19 protein-coding genes are annotated in these 22,548 nt (G+C 57.1%); 6 read left to right on the top strand and 13 right to left on the bottom strand.

Annotation, left to right across the window (positions count from 1 at the left end):
* Positions 1-42: 42 nt before the first annotated feature.
* Genes L2W58_RS03845 through L2W58_RS03855 form a run of 3 tightly spaced genes read right to left on the bottom strand, consistent with a single transcriptional unit; the run spans position 43 to position 3,864 of the window.
* Positions 43-1,332 (bottom strand): nickel-dependent lactate racemase family protein, encoded by a 1,290-nt coding sequence (locus tag L2W58_RS03845; RefSeq protein WP_236101698.1) that lies wholly within the window; start codon positions 1,330-1,332, stop codon positions 43-45.
* Positions 1,329-2,417, bottom strand: coding sequence for an Ldh family oxidoreductase (locus L2W58_RS03850; protein WP_236101699.1), 1,089 nt, complete (start codon positions 2,415-2,417; stop codon positions 1,329-1,331). The genes L2W58_RS03845 and L2W58_RS03850 overlap by 4 nt, the downstream gene beginning before the upstream one ends.
* A gap of 16 nt (positions 2,418-2,433) precedes the next feature.
* Positions 2,434-3,864, bottom strand: a complete 1,431-nt coding sequence (locus L2W58_RS03855) for a sodium:solute symporter family protein (RefSeq protein ID WP_236101700.1) — start codon at positions 3,862-3,864, stop codon at positions 2,434-2,436.
* 500 nt (positions 3,865-4,364) lie between these two features.
* On the opposite strand from L2W58_RS03855, the gene L2W58_RS03860 reads away from it, so the two are divergent.
* The 3 genes from L2W58_RS03860 to L2W58_RS03870 are packed head-to-tail and all read left to right on the top strand — an operon-like array spanning position 4,365 to position 7,205.
* Complete coding sequence (locus tag L2W58_RS03860; RefSeq protein WP_236101701.1) at positions 4,365-5,252, top strand: ABC transporter ATP-binding protein; 888 nt, start codon at positions 4,365-4,367, stop codon at positions 5,250-5,252.
* Position 5,253: 1 nt separating this feature from the next.
* A complete protein-coding gene (locus L2W58_RS03865) occupies positions 5,254-5,925 on the top strand; it encodes a hypothetical protein (protein ID WP_236101702.1) in 672 nt (223 codons plus the stop codon).
* A complete protein-coding gene (locus tag L2W58_RS03870; protein ID WP_236101703.1) occupies positions 5,925-7,205 on the top strand; it encodes a DUF4857 domain-containing protein in 1,281 nt (426 codons plus the stop codon). Before L2W58_RS03865 ends, L2W58_RS03870 begins: the two co-directional genes overlap by 1 nt.
* A 71-nt stretch (positions 7,206-7,276) precedes the next feature.
* On the opposite strand, the gene L2W58_RS03875 is transcribed toward L2W58_RS03870, so the two are convergent.
* From L2W58_RS03875 to L2W58_RS03915, 9 genes are all read right to left on the bottom strand, one after another.
* On the bottom strand, positions 7,277-8,179 hold the full coding sequence (locus L2W58_RS03875; protein WP_236101704.1) for a hydroxymethylglutaryl-CoA lyase: 903 nt from the start codon (positions 8,177-8,179) through the stop codon (positions 7,277-7,279).
* A 2-nt stretch (positions 8,180-8,181) separates the two neighbouring features.
* Positions 8,182-9,153, bottom strand: a complete 972-nt coding sequence (locus tag L2W58_RS03880; RefSeq protein ID WP_236101705.1) for a shikimate dehydrogenase — start codon at positions 9,151-9,153, stop codon at positions 8,182-8,184.
* Positions 9,154-9,173: 20 nt separating this feature from the next.
* Positions 9,174-10,196 carry a TRAP transporter substrate-binding protein gene (locus tag L2W58_RS03885; RefSeq protein ID WP_236101706.1) on the bottom strand — a complete coding sequence of 341 codons (1,023 nt, stop codon included), beginning with the start codon at positions 10,194-10,196 and terminating at the stop codon, positions 9,174-9,176.
* 121 nt (positions 10,197-10,317) lie between these two features.
* Positions 10,318-11,610 (bottom strand): TRAP transporter large permease, encoded by a 1,293-nt coding sequence (locus L2W58_RS03890; RefSeq protein ID WP_236101707.1) that lies wholly within the window; start codon positions 11,608-11,610, stop codon positions 10,318-10,320.
* Between the two features lie 2 nt (positions 11,611-11,612).
* Positions 11,613-12,101 (bottom strand): TRAP transporter small permease, encoded by a 489-nt coding sequence (locus tag L2W58_RS03895; RefSeq protein ID WP_236101708.1) that lies wholly within the window; start codon positions 12,099-12,101, stop codon positions 11,613-11,615.
* A gap of 76 nt (positions 12,102-12,177) precedes the next feature.
* A complete protein-coding gene (locus tag L2W58_RS03900) occupies positions 12,178-13,599 on the bottom strand; it encodes an aldehyde dehydrogenase family protein (protein ID WP_236101709.1) in 1,422 nt (473 codons plus the stop codon).
* A gap of 34 nt (positions 13,600-13,633) precedes the next feature.
* Entirely contained in the window at positions 13,634-14,461 is an 828-nt protein-coding gene (locus L2W58_RS03905; protein ID WP_236101710.1) for a sugar phosphate isomerase/epimerase family protein, read from the bottom strand.
* Between the two features lie 20 nt (positions 14,462-14,481).
* Complete coding sequence (gene aroD, locus L2W58_RS03910; protein ID WP_236101711.1) at positions 14,482-15,258, bottom strand: type I 3-dehydroquinate dehydratase; 777 nt, start codon at positions 15,256-15,258, stop codon at positions 14,482-14,484.
* The gene (locus tag L2W58_RS03915; protein ID WP_236101712.1) at positions 15,255-17,030 is read right to left on the bottom strand and encodes a thiamine pyrophosphate-binding protein; all 1,776 of its coding nucleotides are present in this window, start codon (positions 17,028-17,030) and stop codon (positions 15,255-15,257) included. The genes aroD and L2W58_RS03915 overlap by 4 nt, the downstream gene beginning before the upstream one ends.
* Positions 17,031-17,374: 344 nt before the next feature.
* Here L2W58_RS03915 and L2W58_RS03920 point away from each other — a divergent pair, with 344 nt between their 5' ends.
* Together L2W58_RS03920 and L2W58_RS03925 are read left to right on the top strand one after the other, a co-directional pair.
* Positions 17,375-18,103, top strand: coding sequence for an IclR family transcriptional regulator (locus tag L2W58_RS03920; protein ID WP_255700382.1), 729 nt, complete (start codon positions 17,375-17,377; stop codon positions 18,101-18,103).
* A gap of 22 nt (positions 18,104-18,125) precedes the next feature.
* A complete protein-coding gene (locus tag L2W58_RS03925) occupies positions 18,126-19,571 on the top strand; it encodes a sensor domain-containing diguanylate cyclase (protein ID WP_236101714.1) in 1,446 nt (481 codons plus the stop codon).
* Here L2W58_RS03925 and L2W58_RS03930 read toward each other — a convergent pair.
* A complete protein-coding gene (locus L2W58_RS03930) occupies positions 19,568-21,190 on the bottom strand; it encodes a Na/Pi cotransporter family protein (protein WP_236101715.1) in 1,623 nt (540 codons plus the stop codon). The two genes, L2W58_RS03925 and L2W58_RS03930, sit on opposite strands and share 4 nt — an antisense overlap.
* Positions 21,191-21,360: 170 nt before the next feature.
* On the opposite strand from L2W58_RS03930, the gene L2W58_RS03935 reads away from it, so the two are divergent.
* A complete protein-coding gene (locus L2W58_RS03935; RefSeq protein ID WP_236101716.1) occupies positions 21,361-22,533 on the top strand; it encodes a MalY/PatB family protein in 1,173 nt (390 codons plus the stop codon).
* The last annotated feature ends 15 nt before the right edge of the window (positions 22,534-22,548 follow it).

Raw genomic sequence — 22,548 nt, forward strand, 5'->3', positions numbered from 1 at the left:
GGCCCAAGGTCCGGGGCGCTCTTGCACGTCTCTTTTAGATATTCACCGTTTTACAAAGGGGAAGACAGATCCTCCGTGAGGTATGACGTAGGCAGATCCTCCTTCGGGATGGAGCCTTGAGACCTCGGCCATGGCCTCCTCGACGGAGTTCACGGCGATTATCCCCGATCCCTCCAGGTCCGACCGTCTCAGTTCGGACACCAGCACGATATTCGCCTTCAGGGCCTGATCGGCCAGCAGATAGCCTACGTAGCGAGGTATGGAGAACCTCTCTCTGAGCACCTTTTCCCTCGCCACCTGGTCGGAATAACCGGTCAGTATCTCGAAACACTCGTCGCTGCCCGATCCCTCGTCGCACATGGCCAGGACCACCAGGGTACCCCCGTCTCTGACGGCCTCTATGGAGTTGAACACCGTCTTGGACGACTGATACAGTACCATGTCCTTTGGATATCCTCCCGCCGATGCCACCACCACGTCGGCCTTTCGATCCACAGTCACGCCGTTCAGGTCGTTCACCAGCTCGGTGCCTTTCAGATGTGCGGACCTCCAGTGTCCCGACACGGCGGCGGCGATCCTTCCGTCTCCACCCATTACCACGTTGAAGACGAAATCGGGATTCACCATGGAACAGGCCTCGTCCATGTCCAGGTGGAGGGGGTTGTCCTCCATGAAGGCGCAGCGGCATCTCATGTCCCTGCCGGTCTCGGGAGCCGATTTCAGCGCCAGGACATGATTGGCCTGTATAGCTTCGTATGAGGCCACCCCGGGAAGTATGGACTTTCTGCCCCCTCCCCATCCGGCCATGACGTGATAGGTTGCGGCACCGGTCAGGATAAGCCTGTCGCACTCCGTTACCATGCGGTTGACCTCCACCGGGGTTCCTCTTGAGGTGGTCCCCAGCGACACCAGCGAGTCTGCGTCCCTGCAATCGTGATCCACGATCTGAAAGCGATCCGCCAGGTCTCCCAGAAGCAGTCTGTGTTCCTCCCGGGTCTGGGATCTGTGGGTTCCGGTTGCGGAGATGAACTTTACGTCCTCCTCCTTAACCCCTCCCGCCAGTATCTCGTCCACCAGAAGAGGAAGGTAGACCGACATCCTCTGCCATGCCCTTGTGACGTCGGAGACCACCACACAGACGGTCTCGCCCGGAGAGAGCAGGTCCCTCAGCCTGGGCGAGTCTATCGGGTTTTCAAGACCGTCCAGGACGACTTCCTCCTCGGATACATCTCGAGGCGTCGGAGGTTCCAGCACCGATTCGAGTTTCAGATTTTCCGGAAGGCTCAGGGGAAGCTCCCCTTTTCCGTAGGACAGAGTGAACTCCAAGCTCATTTCAGTTTCTCCAGTTGAGGCAGGCCGAACTCGTCGGAGTACCGTTTGAGCATGTCCTCCGTGGCCAGATCCAGCTCTATTCCCTCTCGAACGGCCCTCTCTCTGGCCTCCCTCTCCTTCTCGCCGTGGACGAATATCCTGTCGTGACCGTCGGCCTTCTCGCTGCGCCGGACCGACTCCAATATGGAGGATACGCTGCCTTTTATGGCCGACTCGTCTCCGAAGACGTCCAGCCTGGTGGCGGCGAAATAGTGGGTTATGCCGCTTCCGCTGCCCGGTTCCTGAAACGTCTCGGGGCTCCATCGTCCCAGAGATAGAGCGGAACATAGAAACTCGACCATCAGCCCGAGCCCGTACCCCTTATGGCCTCCCAGCTCCTCTCCCTCTCCTCCCAGAAAGAGGTGTCCCCCCAGAGAGGACTCGCTCTTGAAGAGTTCCTCTATGTGGGATGCGTCGTCCGTGACCCTGCCGGTCTCGTCGACCACCCATCCCAGAGGCATGGGCTTTTTCCTCCTGTCGTAGACCTCCACCTTGCCGTGAGCCACCACAGGTGTCGCCATGTCGAGGAGAAACATCTCCTCTCCCGATCCCGGGACGGCCACCGCTATTGGATTGGTCCCCAGCAGGCGCTCCTTGCCGAATGTCACTATGCAGCATTTTCTGGTGTTGGTCATGGCAACCGCCATACAGCCCCGTTTTGCCGCCCGTTCCGCCCAGAGACCGGCCATTCCGTAGTGGTTCGAGTCGCGGACCACGCAGGAACAGGTTCCTATCTCCAGCGCCTTGTCCACGCAGCGGTCCATGGAGAAAGCCGCCACGGAGGGGCCTATGCCGGATTTTCCGTCGACCACAAGGGAGACCGGCGTCTCGTGGACCACCTGAGGCTCCCTGTCGGTGAAGGCGAATCCCCCCTCAAGGTTTTTCCTGTAAAAGGCCAGCCTGGCCACCCCATGGGACGGGACTGCCCTAGCGTCCGCCTCCACAAGCACCTCGGCGGTTATTCGAGCCTGAGATTCGGTATAACCCAGCCCCTTTTCAAGTATGTCCATCACGTGTCTAGTTAGTCCGTCGTACGAAACTCTCACGGTCGTATCTCCTTTCCTATGCCCTGTCTTCTCCGATTATCCTTCCGGCGGGTCGTCTGTCTACCAGAGCTACCATCAGGAACACCGCTATGCACACAGGCCACTCCAGGTATATCACGTGGGAGACCACGTGGGTAGCGGGAAAGAAGGTCCATCCGGCCCATACTATCAGAGAGGCCAGTATTGTCCAGAAGCCCGACCCCCTGCGGCACAGGGAGGGAACGAAGAGATCCGCCAGTATGAGAAGGGTGAAGGACGCGGTGACAGCCAGAGCGGAGGTAAGGGTCTTGAGGATTCCCACCACGGATAGGGCCAGGAAGAAGGTAAGGACGCTGACCACGACCACGCAGATCCGGGAGAGGAAGACCTCCCGTTCGGGATCGAGCGCCTTCTTCTGAAAGAAAAGAGGTTTCACCAGGTCCTCCAGTGTGAGGGTGGCGCTTCCCAAAAGCAGGCCTACCGCTGTGGAGATATCGGCGGCCCAGAGACCGGCCAGAAGCAGCCCTCCTATGGCGGGGCTTATTGATGTCACCAGGGCGGGCAGGGCCATGGCGGAGTTCTCAAGTCCGGGAAACTTGGCGGCTGCCATGACGCCGAAGAGAGCGCAGAGAAAACCTACCGGAAGGATTATTATCCCTCCGAGGATGAAGCCGTTTCGGGCGGATCTGCCGTCCCTGGCGGCGAAGGCGATCTGGTTTATGGCCTGCACCGAGAATGCCTGGGTTATCATGACCGCCATCCAGGCGCATACCATGGCGGTTCCCATGCCGGAGGTCCAGTCAAGCCAGACGTCCGAGGGAGGAAGCTCGGCCATTATGGACTCTAAACCTCCGAAGGTTCCGGATACGCTGACCAGAGCGGCGATTATCCCTCCGTATATGACCACCACGTTTATGACGTTGACCAGACCTCCGGCCAGATATCCGCCTATAAGGGTGACCCCGATGAATATGGCGGCGGTGGCCATCATCCCGGTCTGGAAGGTGAATATGTCCGGAAGAAGAGCCGTGAGAACCGCTCCTCCCGCCACGTACTGAAGGGAGGTTATGACCATCTGGATGACCAGCTGGGCTACAGCTCCGAGAACCCTGGCTCCGGGACCGAACATACGTCCCATCATCTCAGGCACGGTACGGACGTTCATCTTGCGGAAGAAACCCGCCGCCACGAGGCCTACGACGATTCCCGCCACACCCCAGGCGGCGTTGTACCAGCCGGCGGACAGGCCTTTGGTGTAGGCGTTCTGGGCAACTCCGACGGTGGAGGCCCCTCCTATGGCTAGACCGGCCAGCATGGCGGCCACCACGACGGGAGGCAGGTTGCGCCCGGCCAGGAGGTAGCCCATGGCCCCTTCGACATGACTCCGTCTCTGTATCTGAAGGGCCTTGAGAGACACCCCGAAGAGAAGCGCTATGTAAGCTATCAAGATAATAAGTTGAACGTTCATTTTCGACATCCTTTCGCCGCTTTCAGGCTTCCCTCTAGGGTTCCACCCGTCCTCTTCCACCAAACGCTTTTTTCTATGTCCCCTCTCCTCTCTGTCGCTTCGCAGTTGTGCTGAAATAAAACAGGAAGCATAAAAAAAGGACCGATCCCAGAATGGGACCGGTCCCGGAGATTTCAACGACGTCTAGACGTCGGTCCTCCCCAGAGGTCCCACGCATCTAAAGTAATAGCCGTACCAAAAAAGGCGATTGTTCGATACAGACGTCGAAATCATGGTTTTTCCTTTCCGCGGCTCGCAGCCGCAAAAAACGGTTGAGACGATATATACCACCTCTCGGGGGGTTTTGTCAACGATAAAAAACATAACCCTCCGGTGGAAAAGTTCTACGATACTATCTTCCACCCATTTAGTAACACGATGAAGCTTTTTAGAGGCAAAAAACGCCAAATCGTGCTACTATGCCCTAGTTAGCTAAAGCAAACAAAGGAGAGCGAGAAAAGATGAAAAACGTAATAGAGGTATCGGGTCTCTGTCATCGCTACGGATCCCGTTGGATATACAGAGGGCTCGATGTATCGATTTCCCCCGGCAAGGTCTACGGACTTCTTGGTAAAAACGGGGTCGGCAAGACCACCCTTATAAAGATCCTCATGGGATTTCTCCGTCCTTCCTCGGGAAGATGTACCGTCTTCGGCGAGGACTCCCACGACCTGAAACCGGCCACCAGGGCCAGGATAGGGCTTCTTTTCGAGGGACATCTGGCCTACGATTTTATGACCATATCCCAGATAGAGAGATTTTACGCACCTCATTATCCTCTATGGGACAAATCGAGATACTACGATCTGGTCGACCTGCTGGGGCTAAAGCCTAATCACAGAATAGGCGATATGTCCTGCGGCCAGAGGTCCCAGGTGGTCCTTGGTCTGATAATGGCCCAGCAACCGGAACTGCTGATATTGGACGACTATTCCATGGGACTCGACGCCGGATATAGAAGGCTTTTTCTGGACTATATGTCCGAATATCTGAGAGAGACGGGACGGACGGTGTTCCTCACGTCCCACGTGATACAGGACATGGAGGGTTTCGTGGACCAGGTGATCTTTCTCGAGAGAGGCGGAGCCGTCAGGTCCACCTCGATAGAATCTTTCAAGGGTACCTTCCACTGTTATGAGCTTCCCAAAAACGAAGGATCTCGAGTACCCGAACCGAAGGGTCCGGTAAAGAACGTCGAGACCCACGGCGACCGATGGGAGCTGTTCGGCTTCGCCGGTCCGAAGGAGATTGAGACGGAGCTCGACGCCCAGGGAGTGAACCCCTCCGGCCTGACTCCCCGAAATATGACACTGGAAGACGCCTTCATAGGCTACACCGGGAGGTATTGATATGGTTCGATCGATAATATACAAGGAGCTTCTGAAGACCTGGAGAGGTTGGGCGGCCCTAATGTTTCTGAATATGGCCGTCATGGCCTATATAGCCGCCGAGACCCGTAGTATGTTCGTGATGGACCATCCCGAGATAGTCTGGCACAGAGTGATGTATCTGGGATCCATCCACTTCGGGAGTCTAAGGTCCATTCCCCTCTTAACGGGAGCGCTCCTCGGAGCGGCCCAGTTTCTGCCGGAGATGAGGGACGAGAGGTTCAGGCTGTCCCTTCACCTTCCGGTGGAGCTTCACAAGGTCGTAACCGCACACGTGGCATTCGGGTTGTTCGCCCTCGGAGCCATCCTGCTGACCGATATGGGAATACTGGCTGTCCTGACCGCCAGCTACTTTCCCCTGGAGGCCGTGACCATGTCCCTCTGGACCGCCGCACCCTGGTGCCTGGCCGGTTTCGTGGCCTATCTCGGGACGGCCCTGGCTTTGCTGGAACCCAAGTACCACTTGAAGGCGGCTCTTATAGCTGTGGCGATAGCCCTCTCGGAGCTGTACATGTATAGGACCGCTCCCGGTTCCTACCGAACGATTCTACCGATACTGGTCCTGTTATCCGCGTTACTCGTTCCGGGAGTTCTTCTTCCGGCCTACAGATTCCGCTTCAGGAGGCTTTCTTGATGAGAAGGATATCCGCCGCGTCCCTGATCCTCCTCATAATCTCGGTCTCGTCCATATATCTTCCCATGGGGTACAGAAAGCTCTTCATACCGGATACGGAGAAGACCCATCTGCTCTTCAGCCCCGTGACTAAAGAATTCGTCTATCGAGAGCAGCTGATAGGGGATATACCGGAGGAGGTGAGGTCTAAAGCGGACGATCATCATTCGGAGATCGCCTACGGAGACCAAAAGGGCAGCTACTACGGCAGGCTCGAGTTCGAGAGGATGCTGCCTTTCATCTATTCGAAGAACATGGATATGCTGGGCTTTCTGCCGATAGAGATAGACGGCCGATCCTTCGACATCGAGGAGATAAAGAGGGGCAGACAGGTAATGGAGATGACCCCGGAGAAACTTCGGGAACACAGCACCAGGCCGTCGGTATGGCCCCTTCTGGAGACCGACTCGGGACAGGCGAGACTGGTCCTTCCCGACGACGTCTTCAGGATGACCGACGACAGGATGGAGTTCGTCAACGCCGACAGCAACCAGGTGGACCGGAAGCTTACGGAGAAATTCACCCGGGCACTATCGAAGGAGGGATTCTCCTTCCCCGCCCGTTCCGTAAATTCCAGGGCAACGGTGCTGAAGCCATTCGACGACGGCGTGTTCATAGTGGACCACGACTACGACGTGTTTCACATCAAGAGGGTGAAGGGGGAGCCTTTCGTCAGAAAAACCCCTATCGACCGGGACATAAAGACGAGGTACGTTCTCGTCTCGGAAAACCTGAGGAAGGTATATCACGGCCTCCTCATAGGGCAAGACGGCCGAGCCTGGCTGCTGGGATTCGACGATTACGAGACCATCCCCCTTCCGCTAGAGGGCTACGACCCAAACGAGATGGACCTGAAGATACTGACCGACCCTCTTTACGTGACCGCCACCTGGTCCGACGAGACGACCATACACGGCCTGGCGATGGATCGCTCCTATCGGCCCGTGGCTTCCTTCGACCATACCATGTCCAGGGCAGCGGACACGAGGGCGAAGAAGATCTACAGAGCCCTCTTTCCCTTTTCCCTAGACCTCGGACACAGACGAAGAGGAAATATGGAGATATCCTTCCGACTTGGAGACAGGACTGCCGTCGTAGGGATTGTCGCAGCTCTGACGGCACTCCTTACCGTCGGTTCGTCGATCCGGAAGAGACGTCCCAAGCCCTACGAGATCGCATTGATCGCCCTGACCGGCCTATACGGCCTTATAGCGGTCTTTCTGGTGGACCCGGAGAGATAGAACCGGAAATACTTCATCAACAAAAGCCCCCGAGGAAACACCTCCTCGGGGGCTTTTCATGGACGACGATCTCAGCGACAGACCCTGAGCATGGAGCTGTCTCCGGGATGGCCGACGAATTCCTCCACCTTCCGTGCCACGGCCAACACCTTATCCAGATCGAAACCGGTGCGGACCCCCATGGTCTCCAGCATATTGACCACGTCCTCGGTGGCAACGTTTCCGGAGGCTCCCGGGGCAAAGGGACAGCCTCCCAGACCGGCGAAGGATGCGTCGAAATGGGACACACCTGCGGTCATCGCGGCGTAGATATTGGCCAGCGCCATACCCCTGGTGTTGTGGGGATGGACCGTCCAGGTAACGTCGGGATAACGGCGGATCAGGTCGGTCATGTATTCGTAGACCTGGCTGGGATGGGCCATGCCGGTGGTGTCGGACATGGATATCTCCCTTATCCCCAGGTCCAGATAGGCGTCCACTATGGGGTATATCTCCTCCAGAGGTATGATCCCCTCGTCGGTGTATCCGAAGGCGGTGGAGATGGCTCCGCTGAGCTCCCTCCCTCTGTCGGAACAGAAGGCGGCGCATTTTCCGAAACCGGTTATGACCTCTTCCGGCGTGGCGTTGCTGTTTTGTCTCGAGTGGGTTCGACTGGCCGAGACGCTCACCTTGACCTTGGTAACCCCGGCCTCGCAGGCCCTCTCGACTCCCTTGAAGTTGAGGGCCAGACCTCTGTACTCGACTCCGTCGATCTTCCTGAGCCTTTTGACTACCTCGTCGGTATCGGCCATGGAGGGAACCGCCTTGGGATGGACGAAGGACCCGACCTCGATGCTCTTGGCCCCGGCGTCGATTATTCCCTCTATCAGGGCCAGCTTGTTCTCCACGGACAGAAGGGTGCTCTCGTTCTGAAGTCCGTCCCTGGGGCCTACCTCGCAGATGACGACCTCGCGGGGAAGAGATGGAGAGGACATGGCTATCCCTCTTTTCTGGTCAGGTGCTCCAGCATGGTCTTGGTCATGATCTCCACGTCGGGCTCCTTTCCACCGGTCCAGCGGCGGAAGGCCTCCGCGCCCTGCCAGATGGTCATCCAGTATCCCATCAGGGTCCTGGCACCTCTGGCCTCGGCTTCGCGGAGCATCTTTGTATCGTGAGGAACGTAGACGAGATCGCACACCATGTGACGGCTCTCCAGATAGGAGGTATCGAAGACCGTGGCGTCGGTGTTGGGTGCCATTCCGACGGACGTTCCGTTTATGACCAGCTCGTTTTCCTTGAGAAGGTTCGGTATGTCCCCCGCCTCGGTGGACTGCACCTTGCAAACTCCGGCCCGATAGGAGTTGAGGTCGCTGGCAAGCTTCTGGATTTTCTCGTATCCCGACGCCCTTCCCCAGAGGGTTATGGAGCTGATCCCGGCGGCGCAAAGGGCGAAGGCAACTCCTCTGGCGGCTCCACCGGCTCCGAAGAGAAGGCAGTGTTTGCCGGTGGGATCGTATCGCCCCTGCTCCTTAAGCCCATGGACGAATCCTATTCCATCCGTATTGGATCCGCATAGCTTGCCGTCCTTCCAGTAGACGGTGTTGACGGCGTTGCAGAGAGAGGCTATCTCGTCCAGCTCGTCCAGGTATTTTATTATCTCCTGCTTGAGGGGCATGGTGACGTTGAGTCCCTTGAAGCGCATGGCTGCCAGTGCCGGAACCACCTTGGGAAGTTCCTCCGCCGTCACCTCGTAGGGGGTGTACACCGCGTTCATCCCCAGGGATTTGAAGTTGGAGTTGTGCATGGCCGGTGACAGAGATTTTCTGACCGGACTGCCAAGAAGGCCGAAGAACTCCGTGTCGGCCCAGAAAGTCTTTTCCTTAAGCATGATGATCGATCCTTCCCTTCGAAAGAGCTTTTCGGATATTCCGTTCAAAGAGTCGGTGTCCGGACCGATCGGACCGGACACCGAGCTGCACTGAGATGGGTCTACTTCTTAGCCGCTTCGGTGGCTTTGACTATGGAGTCCACCACGTCGTCTCCCACGTTCTTACGGATCATGTTCTCTACCGTGGCGGCTGCCTTCTTCAGATCCGCCTTGAGCTCGGCATTCGGATCTTGGATGTTCATGCCAACCTTCTCGAGGGAGGCCAGCATCTCGTCGTTCTTGGACTTGGCCAGGTCGAAGAGGAAGTCGGAGGCCTCTTTCATGCTCTCGTCGATGATGGCCTTGTAGTCGTCGGGCATGCCGTCGTACATATCCTTGTTCATCGTAACGCTGAGTATAAACGCTATGTGGTGGGTGTTCGTGAGGTATTTCTGCACCTCGTAGAACTTGCTGGCCCATATGATCTCGTAGGGGTTCTCCTGAGCGTCGACCAGTCCCTGCTGAAGTGCCACGTAAAGCTCGGCGAAGTTGAGAGGGGTGGGGTTGGCTCCGAGAGCCTTCCAGAAAGCCATGTGATACTCGTTCTCCATGGTACGTATCTTGAGTCCCTTGAAGTCGTCTATTTTCTCCAGCGCTCTGCTGCTGGTCGTCTCTCTGTAGTAGATGGGCTCGAAGAGGAGCAGTTTGAGGCCCGCCTTCTCGTACCATTTGTTCAGCTCGGCCCTGAAGGGTCCGACGAAGGTCTTTCTGGCCACGTCGAGATCGTCGAACAGCATGGGGATGTCGAAGACAGCCAGTTCGGGTATGAAGGCAACCTGGGGAGCGGTGGTCTGAGCTACCATGGAGATGTCGCCGAACTGGCAACCCTCGAGGATCTCTCTGTCGCCGCCTAGCTGGCTGTCCAGATAGATGTTGACTGTGATGTTGCCCTCGGATTTGGCCTCGACGAGTTCCTTTATCTTCTCGGTAGCCAAAGCCCTGGGAGTGCCTCCTGTGGAAGGATAAGCTCCTGCCAGCTGAAGAGTGTACTTTTTCGCCGCCATGCTCTCTCCGGCAAATCCGAGAAGAACAGTCAGAGCCGCCGCCAGACCTAGGAACATGAAACCACGTTTACCGTTGATCATTTATTGCCCCTCCTTTGTTTTCGTCGATCGTAAAAGATCTACCTATAAACCTTCGGAACAAAACGACACAGTAGAAAGAACCCATCTCTCACCTCCAAACGGTTTAAGATCGTCCCAGCCCTCACCCGAGCAGAACCAGACTGAGCTGAGGAATGTAGGTTATCAACATAAGGGCTACTATGAAGGCCAGTATGAACGGTATGGCCTTTATACCGACCTTCATGACCTGTTCCTTTATAAGAGGAGCCGCCACGAAGAGATCGACCCCGAACGGCGGAGTCGCCATGCCTATCGCCAGGGTGACCACCATGATGATGCCCAGGTGTACCGGACTGACGCCCAATGCGACGGCGGAGGTGAGCATCATGGGTGCCAGTATGGCTATGGCCGGTCCGACATCCATGAACATGCCCAGGATGAGCAATATCACGTTGAGCGCGAAGAGGAAGATGTACTTGTTTCCGGCAAAGTTGGTCAGAACGAAGTCCCTCAACACCGCGGGGGCCTGTAAGAGGGCCAATACACGGCCGAATACTATCGCCAGAGAAAGAAGGACCACTATCGGAGCGTAGGACTTGACCGTGTCGGTCAATATCTCCCCCAAAGAACCTAAGGTCAGACTCTTATAGATGAAGATGCAGACGATAAGGGCATAGAACACCGATACAGCCGCCGCCTCAGTCGGGGTGACGATGCCTCCGTAGATGCCGCCCAGGATGATGACCGGAGCCAGAAGGGCCCAGAAACTCTCCTTCAGGAGCACCCAGAGACCGCAGGATCTGAGGATTTGGACCTTTGCGGATATCTTCTCCCTGTCCTCTCCGTGAACCTTGGCGTAGATGTAGGCATATACCATGAGGCTCAGGCCTATCAGTATGCCGGGAATTATCCCGGCTATGAAGAGACTGCCGATGGAGACGCCGGTAACGACCCCGTAGGTGACGAAAGGGATGCTCGGAGGGATTATGACCCCGAGACTCCCGGCCGTCGCGATGAGAGCAGCGCTGTAGACCTTGTCGTAGCCCAGGGAGGTAAGAAACGGTATGGCCATCCCGCCCACCGCCGCAGTGGTGGCGACGCCGGAGCCCGATATGGCTCCGTAGAAAAGACAGGTGACTATGGCGGTCATTGGTATTCCCGCCGGGAAATCCCCGATGAAATAGGCAAAGAAGTTGAACAGCCTCTCGGAGATCTTTCCCTTCGTCATTATGTTTCCGGAAAGTATGAAAAGTGGAATGGCAAGCATGGGAGTGCTATCGAGAGCGCTGACCACACATCGAACGACGTACTGTACGTTGGCGGTAAAGGCCGAGTCCATCAGGGACGGAAGAATGGTGGAGAAACCGAGAGCCACCGCAATGGGTATACCCAGGAGAAGACCACCCAGAAGGATGAGAATCATGGATAAAATCATGTCTAAAGCTCCGCCTTTCCGCTCGAATCCCTAATATCGGCCCTGAAACGCTGGATCGCCCTGAAGGTAGCGAGGAGAAATCCCACTACGGCGGCCATATAGATCCATCCCATGTGTACCTTGAGAGCCGGGCTGGTCTGACTGCTTCTCATAACCCTCTGGACCGCCGGCACGGCAGCTATGGACAGATAGCCGAAGAAAGCCACCACGGTCAGATTTCCCAGATTTGTCATCAGGTTTCTGAGAGGTTTGGGAAGGGCCTCTATCAGGGTATCGACCCTCAGTATGTTTCTCTCTTTGATGCTGTAACCGATGCTTACGAGGGCAGACCATATGAAGGCGTAACGGGAGGCCTCCTCCGCCCAGGAAAGCGAGTTGTTGAACACGTATCTCATGATCACCTGTAGCATCATGACGCTGGCGATCACCACCAGGAGCCCGCTTAAAACGTACTCCTCCAGGTGATCGTTCAGCCATCGAATTATCTTCACCTGTATCACCTCCGCTGGGTGGTTGGGCGACGACGGAGCCCGAAGGCCGGGTCGCCGCTCAAACAGCTACAGTAGTCTACTGCGGTTTCTTTTTAGAGGGATCGAAGAACTCCCCGAAGAGTATCGCCTCGTCGGGCTGGTCCTTCACTATGGGACGGGCCACCCAGGTGCTCTGCATATAGTGTTTCAGTGAGATGTTCTCCGACACCATGTTACCGCCCCATACGCCGCATCCCATGCTGGATGTCATGGGCATTCCGTTCTCGGCGCTGCCGGCGTTGGCCTTGGACTGGGGCTGACGGACCATTATGCGGGTGACGGGAGCCCTCAGTGCAAGACGGTCGATATGGTCGTCGTCGTGGCTGTAGATCCCGCAGGAGTGGCCTCTGCCTCCGACCTTGTAGATCTCGTCCATCATCTTCAGGGCGTTCTCGAACTCGCCTTCGTAACGATGCAGTGTCAGCAGGGTGGTAAGCTTCTCCCCGGAGAACTTGTACTCCTTGCCGATCCCGTCGCCGACGACCATTATGAACTTGCGGTCCTCCGGGATCTCGAAACCGGCGGCCTTGGCCAGCTTCTGAGGAGCCACGGCGACGGTCGCGACTATGCGGTGCCCCTCCTCGTCCCACATGGCCTTCTTCAGCATCTCCCTCTGATCGTCGGTGGCCAGATAGCCGCCCTCGTTCTTCAGGGCCTCAACCATGGCGTCGTATATCCCGCCGTAGATAACCAGGTTTCCGTCGGCGGAACATCCGGAGCCGAAATCGGATGTCTTGCTGATCCTGGTGTTTCTGGCTGCGATCTCGACGTCGGTGGTCTCGTCGAAGATCATGGTGGCGTTTCCGGCGCCGGAACAGTAGGCGGGCTTGCCCGAACTGTGGGCCGCCTTGGTCATGGCGGGGCCTCCCGTGGCCATTATCAGGTCCCCCATGGTCATGATCTTGTTCACCATGGCCATGTTGGGGGACTCGACGCACTGGAGGAAGTCCTCCGGTTCGCCTATGGCCTTGAGGGCCTCTCTCATAAGACGAACGACCTCGAAGGTGGTCTTCTTGGTCCTGGGGTGGGGCGAGAATATGACCACGTCCCTGGCCTTCAGGGCGTATATGGCGGTGACTATGGGGGTGAGCTCCGGGTTCGTCATGGGGATGAGGGAAACTATCAGCCCCGCCGGTTTGGCGTAGCGGGCCAGCCCCTTCTCGGGATTGAACTCCACCATTCCGACGCTCTTCTGTCTCAGTGCGTCCCTTAGAACTCCCAGGATCTTGTGTCTCTTGCCGTAACGTCCGTTCCAGTCTCCCGCTCCGCTCTCCTCGACTCCCATCTTGCCGAGTCTGTCGAAGTTCTCCGGATTTCCCGCAGCCCAGGCGACGGCGCGGCACATGCGGTCGACCCTCTCCTGATCGTAGTTCTCTATGATTCCCTGAACCCGGCGGGCCTTCTCTACAAGTTTCTCCAGCACCTCGAGCTGTTCCGGAGTTATCTCTTTACTAGCCATAACAAATCTCTCCTTGCGATACTGATTTTTTAGCCTACAGAATTCCGTTTTCGACCATGTAATCCTTGGCCGTGGACAGACAGCGCTTGGCGTGTTCCATAGATCCCCAGCTTCCCTCTCTCTTCAGATGGGGAAGCTCTATGGAGAGGACCACGTCGTCCGGAAGACGGCGGACTACGCCGGCTATGTCGATGGCACCTTCGCCCACGTAGTAGCGTTCGTCCCTTCCGGTGTGTATCAGGCTTTCCTTGTCGTCCCAGTCGGGGATCTCCGCCGGGCCGTCGCAGATATGGGCCATGTGGAAGAGCTCCTTAGGACAGTCGTCCAGCTCCGCCGGATCCACCCTGGACCTGTACAGGTGAAGGGTGTCTACCATGATTCCAGCGTTGTCCCTCTTTACCGTGTCGAGGACCTCTCTGGTCTCCTTCAGGGTGCGGATCGACGCCCAGGTGACGAACTCCAAATTCACCGTGATGCCGTATTGTTTGGCCAGATCGCACAGAGTGGCGAACTGATCCAGATAGAAGTCTTTTTTGTCGGTCCATATGCTGCTTATGACGTTCTTGACTCCCAGCTCCGCCGCCGCCTCGAAGGGGCCCTCGTAGTTCCGGACGTCGACTCCGTCGGCGATCTTGGCCAGCTCGATATCGTTTATTGCCACCCCGGTCTCGTCCATGGCCCTGCGGGTCAGGTCGAACATCTCCCTGTTCCTGTAGATATCGTAGTCGTTCTCGCCCTTGACCCCCATGGTTATGGATCTTATCCCCACGCAGTCGTAGCCCAGGGTGTGGGCGTTGTAGATCATCTCGGGTGGAGCCCATCCGAGAACGGTAAGCTGAGCCAGAGAATACCTGTGTGCCATCTTCTTTTTTGCCTCCTCGACTAACGATAAAGTAGATCGAAGGCCCCGTGCATCCGCTCCACCGGGATCTGTCCCGGGGCGGACTCGGCGCTTCCGACCGCGAAGGTGAGGTCCGATCCGTAAAGCCCTCCGGCCAGACGGCTGACCTGTCCCAGAGCTCCCATGGACATGGTTATCAGGGGAACGTCGGGGAAGTCCCTGCGGACCGCCAGGGTGGCCTCGAACACCTTCAGAACGTCCTCCTCCGATCTCGGCATCAGAGCCACCTTGGCGACGTCGGCGCCGAAACGGATCTGGGTGGCCAACTGAGAGTAGATGAAGGAGAGAGAGGGGGTCCGGTCGAAATCGTGATAGGAGACTATAAGCCCTATTCCCGCATTCTCCGCCAGAGCCTTGACCTCCGAGAGCTTCTCGTAGCCGTAGGAAAGTTCCTTGTCCACCAGCTCGACAAGCTTCTCCGAGATCGCCCCTATGTATATGCCGTCCTTGGCCGACTCGGACACCTCCTTGATACCGCCCTCCCAATGTCCGCGACAGGTGAGGATGATGGGAAGATCTCCCACGGCGGAGCGTACCCTGCGAAGGAGGTCCATCGACGAGTCAAGATCCTCGACCACGTCCCAGGCATCTATTCGCAGCTCTATGATGTCCGGATTTATGGAGGAGAGGTTCTCCACCTCCGCCATGACGTCCTCCCCGGTCGAGCCGACCAGGGGGACGCATACCAGGGGAACCTCTCCGCCCAACAGGGCGTTTCGGACCTTCAAGGGCTTTCCGGGAAGAGGACGAACCATCATTCCCACACCCTTCCGGGTTTGCTGCCGCCTCTCTTGACGTAGATATCGTTTATGTTCCAGCATCCGGCTGTGACCACCGGGGCGTTCTCCATGCTGACGTCTATGAGATAGGGCTTGTTGGACGCCAGGGCCCTCTCCAGAGCGGGTTTGAAGTCCTCGGCGGACTCGACCTTCTCTCCCTCTATGCCGTAGGCCCTGGCGATGGCGGCGAAGTCGGGAGAGTAGGGCTCGCCTTCTCTGGTGAAGAGGGTTCCGAAGTGATGCTCGTAGTGCTGATATTCCAGTCCCGCTATGGTGCCGAATGCGCAGTTGTTCATGACCACCCATACCACGGCTATGTTCTTCTCCGCAGCAGTGGCCAGAGGCGACACGTTGGTCCCCATTCCTCCGTCTCCGATGAGAGCGACCACCTTCTTGTCCGGGCAGGCCACCTTGACTCCCAGGGCGGCGGAGGGACCGTATCCCATGGTGCAGAGGCCGCCGGGTGCCACGAAGGTTCCCGCCTCGTAAATGGGGAACTGCTGTCCGACTCCGTTTTTGTTCCAGCCGACGTCGGCGACCACGTAGCCGTCCTTGGGAAGGGCCTCTCGAAGGTCCGCCAGGATTCTCTCCGGTCTCATGGGGAACTGTCCGGAGATCTGAGCCTCCACCAGAGACGCCCGGTAGGCGCTCTTGGACTCGGAGATCGACTCGGCCAGGCCCGGTCTCTTCACTCCATCGGGATATATCCTCCTGGCGGCGTCGAGAATTGCCTCGAGGGCTTTCCTGGCGTCGCAGATGGCTCCTATCTCGGTCTTGTAGTTGCGTCCGATCTCCTCCTGGTTTATATCTATATGGACGAGTTTCGTCGGAGGGATGTTGAAGGTCTCGTCCCTGTACCAGGAACTGCAATCGGCCTCGGAAAGGCGGGTACCGACCGCCATCATGACGTCGGCCTTCATCGCCATGGAGTTGTTGAACTCCGTTCCCCAGAAACCGGTCATGCCGACCGCCATGGGGTGGTCGTCCGAGATGGACCCCTTGCCCATAAGGCTGTAGAGTACGGGAACGGTGAGATGCTCCGCCAGCTCGGTGAGGGCCCTGGAGGCCCCGCTGGATATTACCCCGCCGCCGGGGTAGAGTATGGGGTTCTTGGCTTCGCCCAACATCCGGGCTATCCTCTCGGCGTCGGAGATGTCCATTCCGGGCTTGGGCAGCTCGGGCATGTTGTCGTAGCGGCGCTGGAAGAACTTAACGTCCAGCTCCATGGAGAAGATGTCCATAGGTATCGACACCAGCACCGGACCGGGACGGCCTGTGACGGCGAGGCGGAAGGCTTTGTCCATTATCTCCGGCAAAAGCTCGGGGCGGTCCACCCTCCAGGCCCTCTTGACGAAGGGCTTGTATATCTCGAACTGGGTCGCGTCGCCGTGCATGTTCACTTCCTGGTGAGGATGACGACCGTAGTAGCTGCTGGGGACGTCTCCCGCTATGACGACCATGGGGATGGAGTTCAGACCGGCCTCGGCCACCCCGGTGGTGGCGTTGGTAAGTCCGGGCCCGAGATGGGTCATGAGAACTCCCGGAACTCCCTTGTTCTTGCCCCTGGAGTAACCGTCGGCGGCGTGGGCCGCTATCTGCTCGTGCCGAACCGAGATGTACTCGATCCGCTCGCTCTCCCTGAAGGCGTCCAGGAGGCCTATGACCGTGTGGCCGCACAGGCCGAAGACCTTCTCCACCCCTCGGGACTCAAGAAAACGAACTAGTTGAAAGGCTACCAAATCTCTGTTCAATGGGATCTCCTCCTGAACTTTAGTTACTTGCCGTCCTTCCCGAACAAGATCTCGTCGGGATTTTCGTGCGAAAGGGCTTTACATAGAACGAGATTCGCTCTAAAATCCCACTACGTGGTAACGAATGCTGTGCAATGGAATGTACCTGAAACATACATCACTCTTTTCTCCATGTCAAGGAATTCGCACACTTTTTCAAAAGCTATCCGCTTGATCTTTCCGAAATCGACGTTTAGGATCGTAACGTTCCGGGTAAAACGAGGCTAAACCGAGAAAAGAGCGGAACGAAAGTCATATGGGAGGGGTTTATCATCAAAGAAGGGAACGAAAAATCCGTAAGGGTTCTGGACAGGGCGATATCCATTCTGGACTGCTTCACCCTGGACGACACCCATCTAACGTTGAAGGAGCTCTCCGAGAGGGTAGATCTCTCCACCAGCACCGTCTCCAGATTGCTCAATTCCCTGGTCGCGCTTAAACTTCTCCATAGAAACGACAGGGACAAGTCCTACTGTCTGGGGCCGAAGCTCTACCACTACGGCTTTCTGGCCAAGGACAACATATCGGTGGTTAAACACGCCTACCCCCTGATGAAAAGGATAAGGGACAAGACCAAGGAGGCCGTTACCCTCTACGTCTTGGAAAACGACTACAGGGTATGTTACGAACACGTGGAGAGCCTGCTATTCATGTCGTGCGTGGTTAGGGTCGGAGACCGCTTCCCCCTCTGGGCCGGTGCCGGAGGAAAGTGCATACTGGCCTATTCGGACGAATCCTACGCTCTGAAGGAGGCAGAGAAGGCCTACCCCATAACCGGGACGACCATAACGGACCGGGAGTCGTTTCTGTCGGAGCTGGCGTCCATAAGGGAGAGGGGTTACGCCATAAGCCACGGAGAGAGAGAGGAAGGGGTCATCTCCGTAGCGGTCCCCATATTCGAGCCGCCCCACAGGATATTCGGCTGTCTTTCCGTGGCGGCCCCTACCGTCAGGTTAGACGAGAAGGCCATAAAGGAGCTCATACCGGAGCTAAAGGACATTTGCTCCAGGATATCCATGAACCTGGGCATATAGAAAGTCGAAAAACGGAGGTCTCATGAATCGTATCGCCGAAAAGAAGCACCTGATCCTGGCGGCCCTGCTGTTATTTCTTGGATTCGTCGCCACCAGCGTCGCCAACTATACCGTGTCTCTGTACTCGTTAAGGAAGGAGATCGTCAACAACGACCTTCCCTTGACGGGGGATACTGTCTACTCGGAGATACGAAGAGACCTCCTGATCCCCATATTCATATCCTCCTCCATGGCCCACGACACCTTCGTCAGGGACTGGGTGCTGGACGGAGAGAGAGACCCCTACAGGATGACCCGTTATCTGAAGGAGATACAGCTCAAGTTCGACGCCATAACCGCCTTTTTCGTCTCCGACAAAACGGAGATCTACTATCATTCCGACGGAATACTGAAGAGGGTGTCTCCCGACGCGGAGAGGGACGTGTGGTTCTACAGGGTCAAGCGGATGAAAAACCCCTACGAGATAAACGTCGACATAGACATGGCCAACGAAGACGCCATGACGATATTCATAAACTACAAGGTCTTCGACTACGACGGCAACTTCATCGGAGCCACGGGGATAGGCCTGACGGTCAACGCTGTTACCAAGCTGATAGCCCAGTACAGAGAGAGATACGACCGGGAGATCTACTTCACCGACGGAGAGGGCACCATAACCCTCCGTGCCTCTGACGACGGAACCGACGACAGAAGGACCCTGTTCGACCGCCTGGAGAGGGACGAACTGGCCAGGGAGATCCTGTCCCGAAGGGAAGACGTTCCCATCTCAAGGACCTTCGACCGGCAGGGACACACCATACACCTGGACAGCCGCTACATCCCCGAGTTCGACTGGTATCTGTTCGTGGAGCAAAACGAGGACGACGTAACGAAAGCAATAAGACACACCCTGGCAATAAACATCGTGGTGGGAGGACTCATAACCCTCGTCGTCACCTTCCTGGTAGCCCTGATAGTCAGAAGCTACGAGCGCAGGGTGGAGAGGCTGGCCTCTGTGGACGAGCTGACAGGCATATGGAACCGCCGGGCTTTCGACCTGGCTTTCGCTCATTTCCTGGAGAATTTCGAAGATCACTGTTCCCTGACCATGATGGACATAGACCACTTCAAACACGTAAACGACACCTACGGTCACTTAATGGGAGACAGGGTTCTGGAACACGTGTGCGACGTGGTGACCAAGGCCATAGGGCCGGACGACGTCTGCGGGCGTTGGGGCGGAGAGGAGTTCATCGTCCTGCTCAAGGACAGAAAAAAAGGAGACGCCGCCAAGGCCGCGGAGAAGATCCGCCGGGCCGTCGAGACATCACCCTACGAGGACGGAGACGTTACCGTACCGATCACGGTCAGCCTGGGAGTGGCGGAGCACCGCCCCGGCGAGTCCAGAGAGACCACCATCGCCAGGGCGGATCAGGCTTTATACAGAGCCAAGGAATCGGGACGGAACAGGACGGAGACGGCCTAGGCCTCTCCGTGGTGGAGCCTGTGCATATCCCTCACTATGAGGGACAGGTTGTGGGCGTGGTCCCCTATCCTCTCGAAATTGCTCAGTATATCTATGAAGACCACTCCGGCGGAGGGGGAGCAGGTTCCCTCGTTCAGACGGTGTATGTGGCTCTTGCGAAGCCTCTGCTCCATCTCGTCGATCTCCTCCTCCAGAACCTCGGCCACCTCGTTGGCCTTGGCCAGGTCCTCCTTCTCTATGGCCTCCAGACCGAGGGAGAGAGAGCGTCTCACCAGGTCGTACATCTGCTCGAACTCGGCCATTCCCGTCTCGGAGAAGAACAGCTTGTGCTCTCTCTTGTACTCGTACATCTCTATGAGATTCTGGGCGTGGTCGCCTATCCTCTCTATGTCCCCCAGGCCGTTGACGTAGGAGGACAGCACCTGGGAAAGGTCGCTGGAGACGTGATGCTCCCATAGCTCCGAGGCGTAGTTGGCTATCCTGTGGGTCATCTCGTTGACTATCTTCTCCGTCTGGTTGACCTGGTCTATCATCTTGGGATCGTCCTCTACGAAGGCTTTGTGGACGTCTCCCAGCATATCGAGGGCGATGTGTCCGAGCCGAAGGACCTCCTTTCGGACCGCGTCGGCCGCGGCGGCGGGGGCGGCGGATATGAGCTTAGAGTCCAGATAGAGGGGGCCCGTATCCATCTCCTTGGCGTCGGAGGGTATTATCCTCTTTATCAGAGCCACGAAGGGCGTGGTGAAGGGCAGGAAAATCAGGGTGTTGGTGATGTTGAAAAGGGTGTGGGCGTTGGCTATCTGCCTGGCTATATCGTGGGAGGTGGCCAGCACCACGTGTTTGTATAGAGGCATAGCGGCCAGGAATATACACACCCCCAGCAGGTTGAACAGCACGTGAGACGCAGCCGCCTGCTTGGCCGAGCGGCTGGCGCCGATCGAGGCCAGTATGGCGGTTATGGTGGTCCCCAGATTGTCCCCCATGAGTATGGGAATCGCCGAGTCCAGAGGAAGTAGACCCTGAACCGCCATGGCTATGGTCAGGCCGACCGTGGCGGAGCTGGACTGTACCAGCATGGTAAGCCCGGTACCGGCCAGTATGCCGAGAAACGGGTTGTGTCCGAAGGCCAGGAATATGTCCTGACGACCCCGGAGAAACCTCATAGAGTCCTCCATGGTGGTCATCCCGAGAAAGAGCAGGCCGAACCCCACCAGGCCGTTTCCGAGATACTTCTGTCTCTTGCTCTTTCCGAAGACCGCCAGAATCATCCCAACTCCCACTATGGGAAGTGCGTAGTCCTTTATCTTGAAGGCTATGAGCTGGGCCGTAACGGTGGTGCCTACGTTGGCCCCCATTATCACCCCGACCGCCTGCTTCAAGGTCATCAGACCGGCCTGGACGAAGCTGACCGCCATGACGGTGGTTCCACTGCTGCTCTGTATAAGGACCGTCACCAAAGCGCCTATTATGACACCCTTGACAGGCGTGCTGGTCAAGGAAGCTATAAGCTGCCTGAGCCTGTCGCCCGCCAGATCCTGAAGGGCGTCGCTCATCAGCTTTATGCCGTAGAGAAACAGCCCTATTCCTCCCAGAATCTGGAAAAAATTCGCCGTGCTCACGTCTACCAATCCCCCGATTGAAATAATTACGACACGAAAAAACCCAGCATATTCTAAGGGAAAATCCCCTAAAGCGATACAAAAAAACTCGGTTTATCTATTTTCGAGATATAATGGCTCTTCGTAAGGCACAGAAAAAGCACCATGGATCAAAGGAGCTGACAATAGAGATGAGAAAATACGACTTCGACGAAATCATAGAACGACGTGGCACCAACTGCGAGAAGTGGGACGGCCTCGAGGACACCTTCGGCAGCAGGGATCTCACCCCTCTTTGGGTGGCCGACATGGACTTCAAGGCCCCTCCGGAGATAATAGACGCCCTCAGAGACCGGGTGGAACACGGTATATTCGGCTACACCCGCTATCCCGACAGCTGGTACGACGCCTTCAGAGACTGGGTCGGCAAGAGACACGGCTGGGAGATAGAGAGAGACTGGATAACCCATTCTCCCGGAATCGTCACGGCCATGGGCCTTTCCCTGATGGCCTTCACCGAGCCGGGCGACAAGATCGTCATCCAGCCTCCAGTGTACCATCACTTCGAGGAGGAAATACGGCTCAACGCCAGAACCCCCTTGACCAGTCCTCTTAAATACGAAAACGGCCGCTTCACCATGGATCTGGAGGACCTCAAAAAGAAGCTCGACGGGGCGAGGATGATGATCCTCTGCAACCCCCACAATCCGGCGGGCAGGGTCTGGACCGAGGATGAGCTCAGAGCGGTGGCGGATCTCTGCGTCGAACACGACGTCGTGCTGGTGAGCGACGAGATCCACTGCGACGTGATATACAAAAGCCACGTCCATCGCCCGATAGCTACCGTCTCCCCTGAGATAAGGGAAAAATGCGCCGTCTTCATGGCTCCCAGCAAAACCTTCAACATAGCGGGCTTCAAGGCCTCGGCCGTGGTCATCCCGAACGAGAAGCTGAGGGAGAAGTTCAACTCGGTACTGGATTCGGTCCACGTCGGAGGCGGATCCTGCATGTCCATACCGGCCTTCGAGGCGGCCTACAGACACGGCGGTCCCTGGCTGGACGAACTGCTCGAGTACCTGGAGGGCAGCCTGGACATGATAGAGGAGTTCCTCGTCAGGGAGATCCCCTCCGTCAAGCTGGTGCGTCCCGAGGGAACCTACGTACCTCTGGTGGACTTCAGAGCCCTGAACATGTCTCCGGAGGAGCTGCACGAGTTTCTCATAAACGCCGGAGTGGCCATGAACAGCGGAGCCATGTTCGGCAACGGCGGAGAGGGTTTCGCCAGGTTGAACATCGCCACCCCGAGGTCCATACTACAGGAGGGGCTGAAAAAGGTAGCCTCGGCAGTTAGGTCGTTGGGCTAGAGTAAATCCGATCGA

It is taken from the genome of Dethiosulfovibrio faecalis (genome assembly GCF_021568795.1).
Taxonomy (GTDB): Bacteria; Synergistota; Synergistia; order Synergistales; family Dethiosulfovibrionaceae; genus Dethiosulfovibrio; species Dethiosulfovibrio faecalis.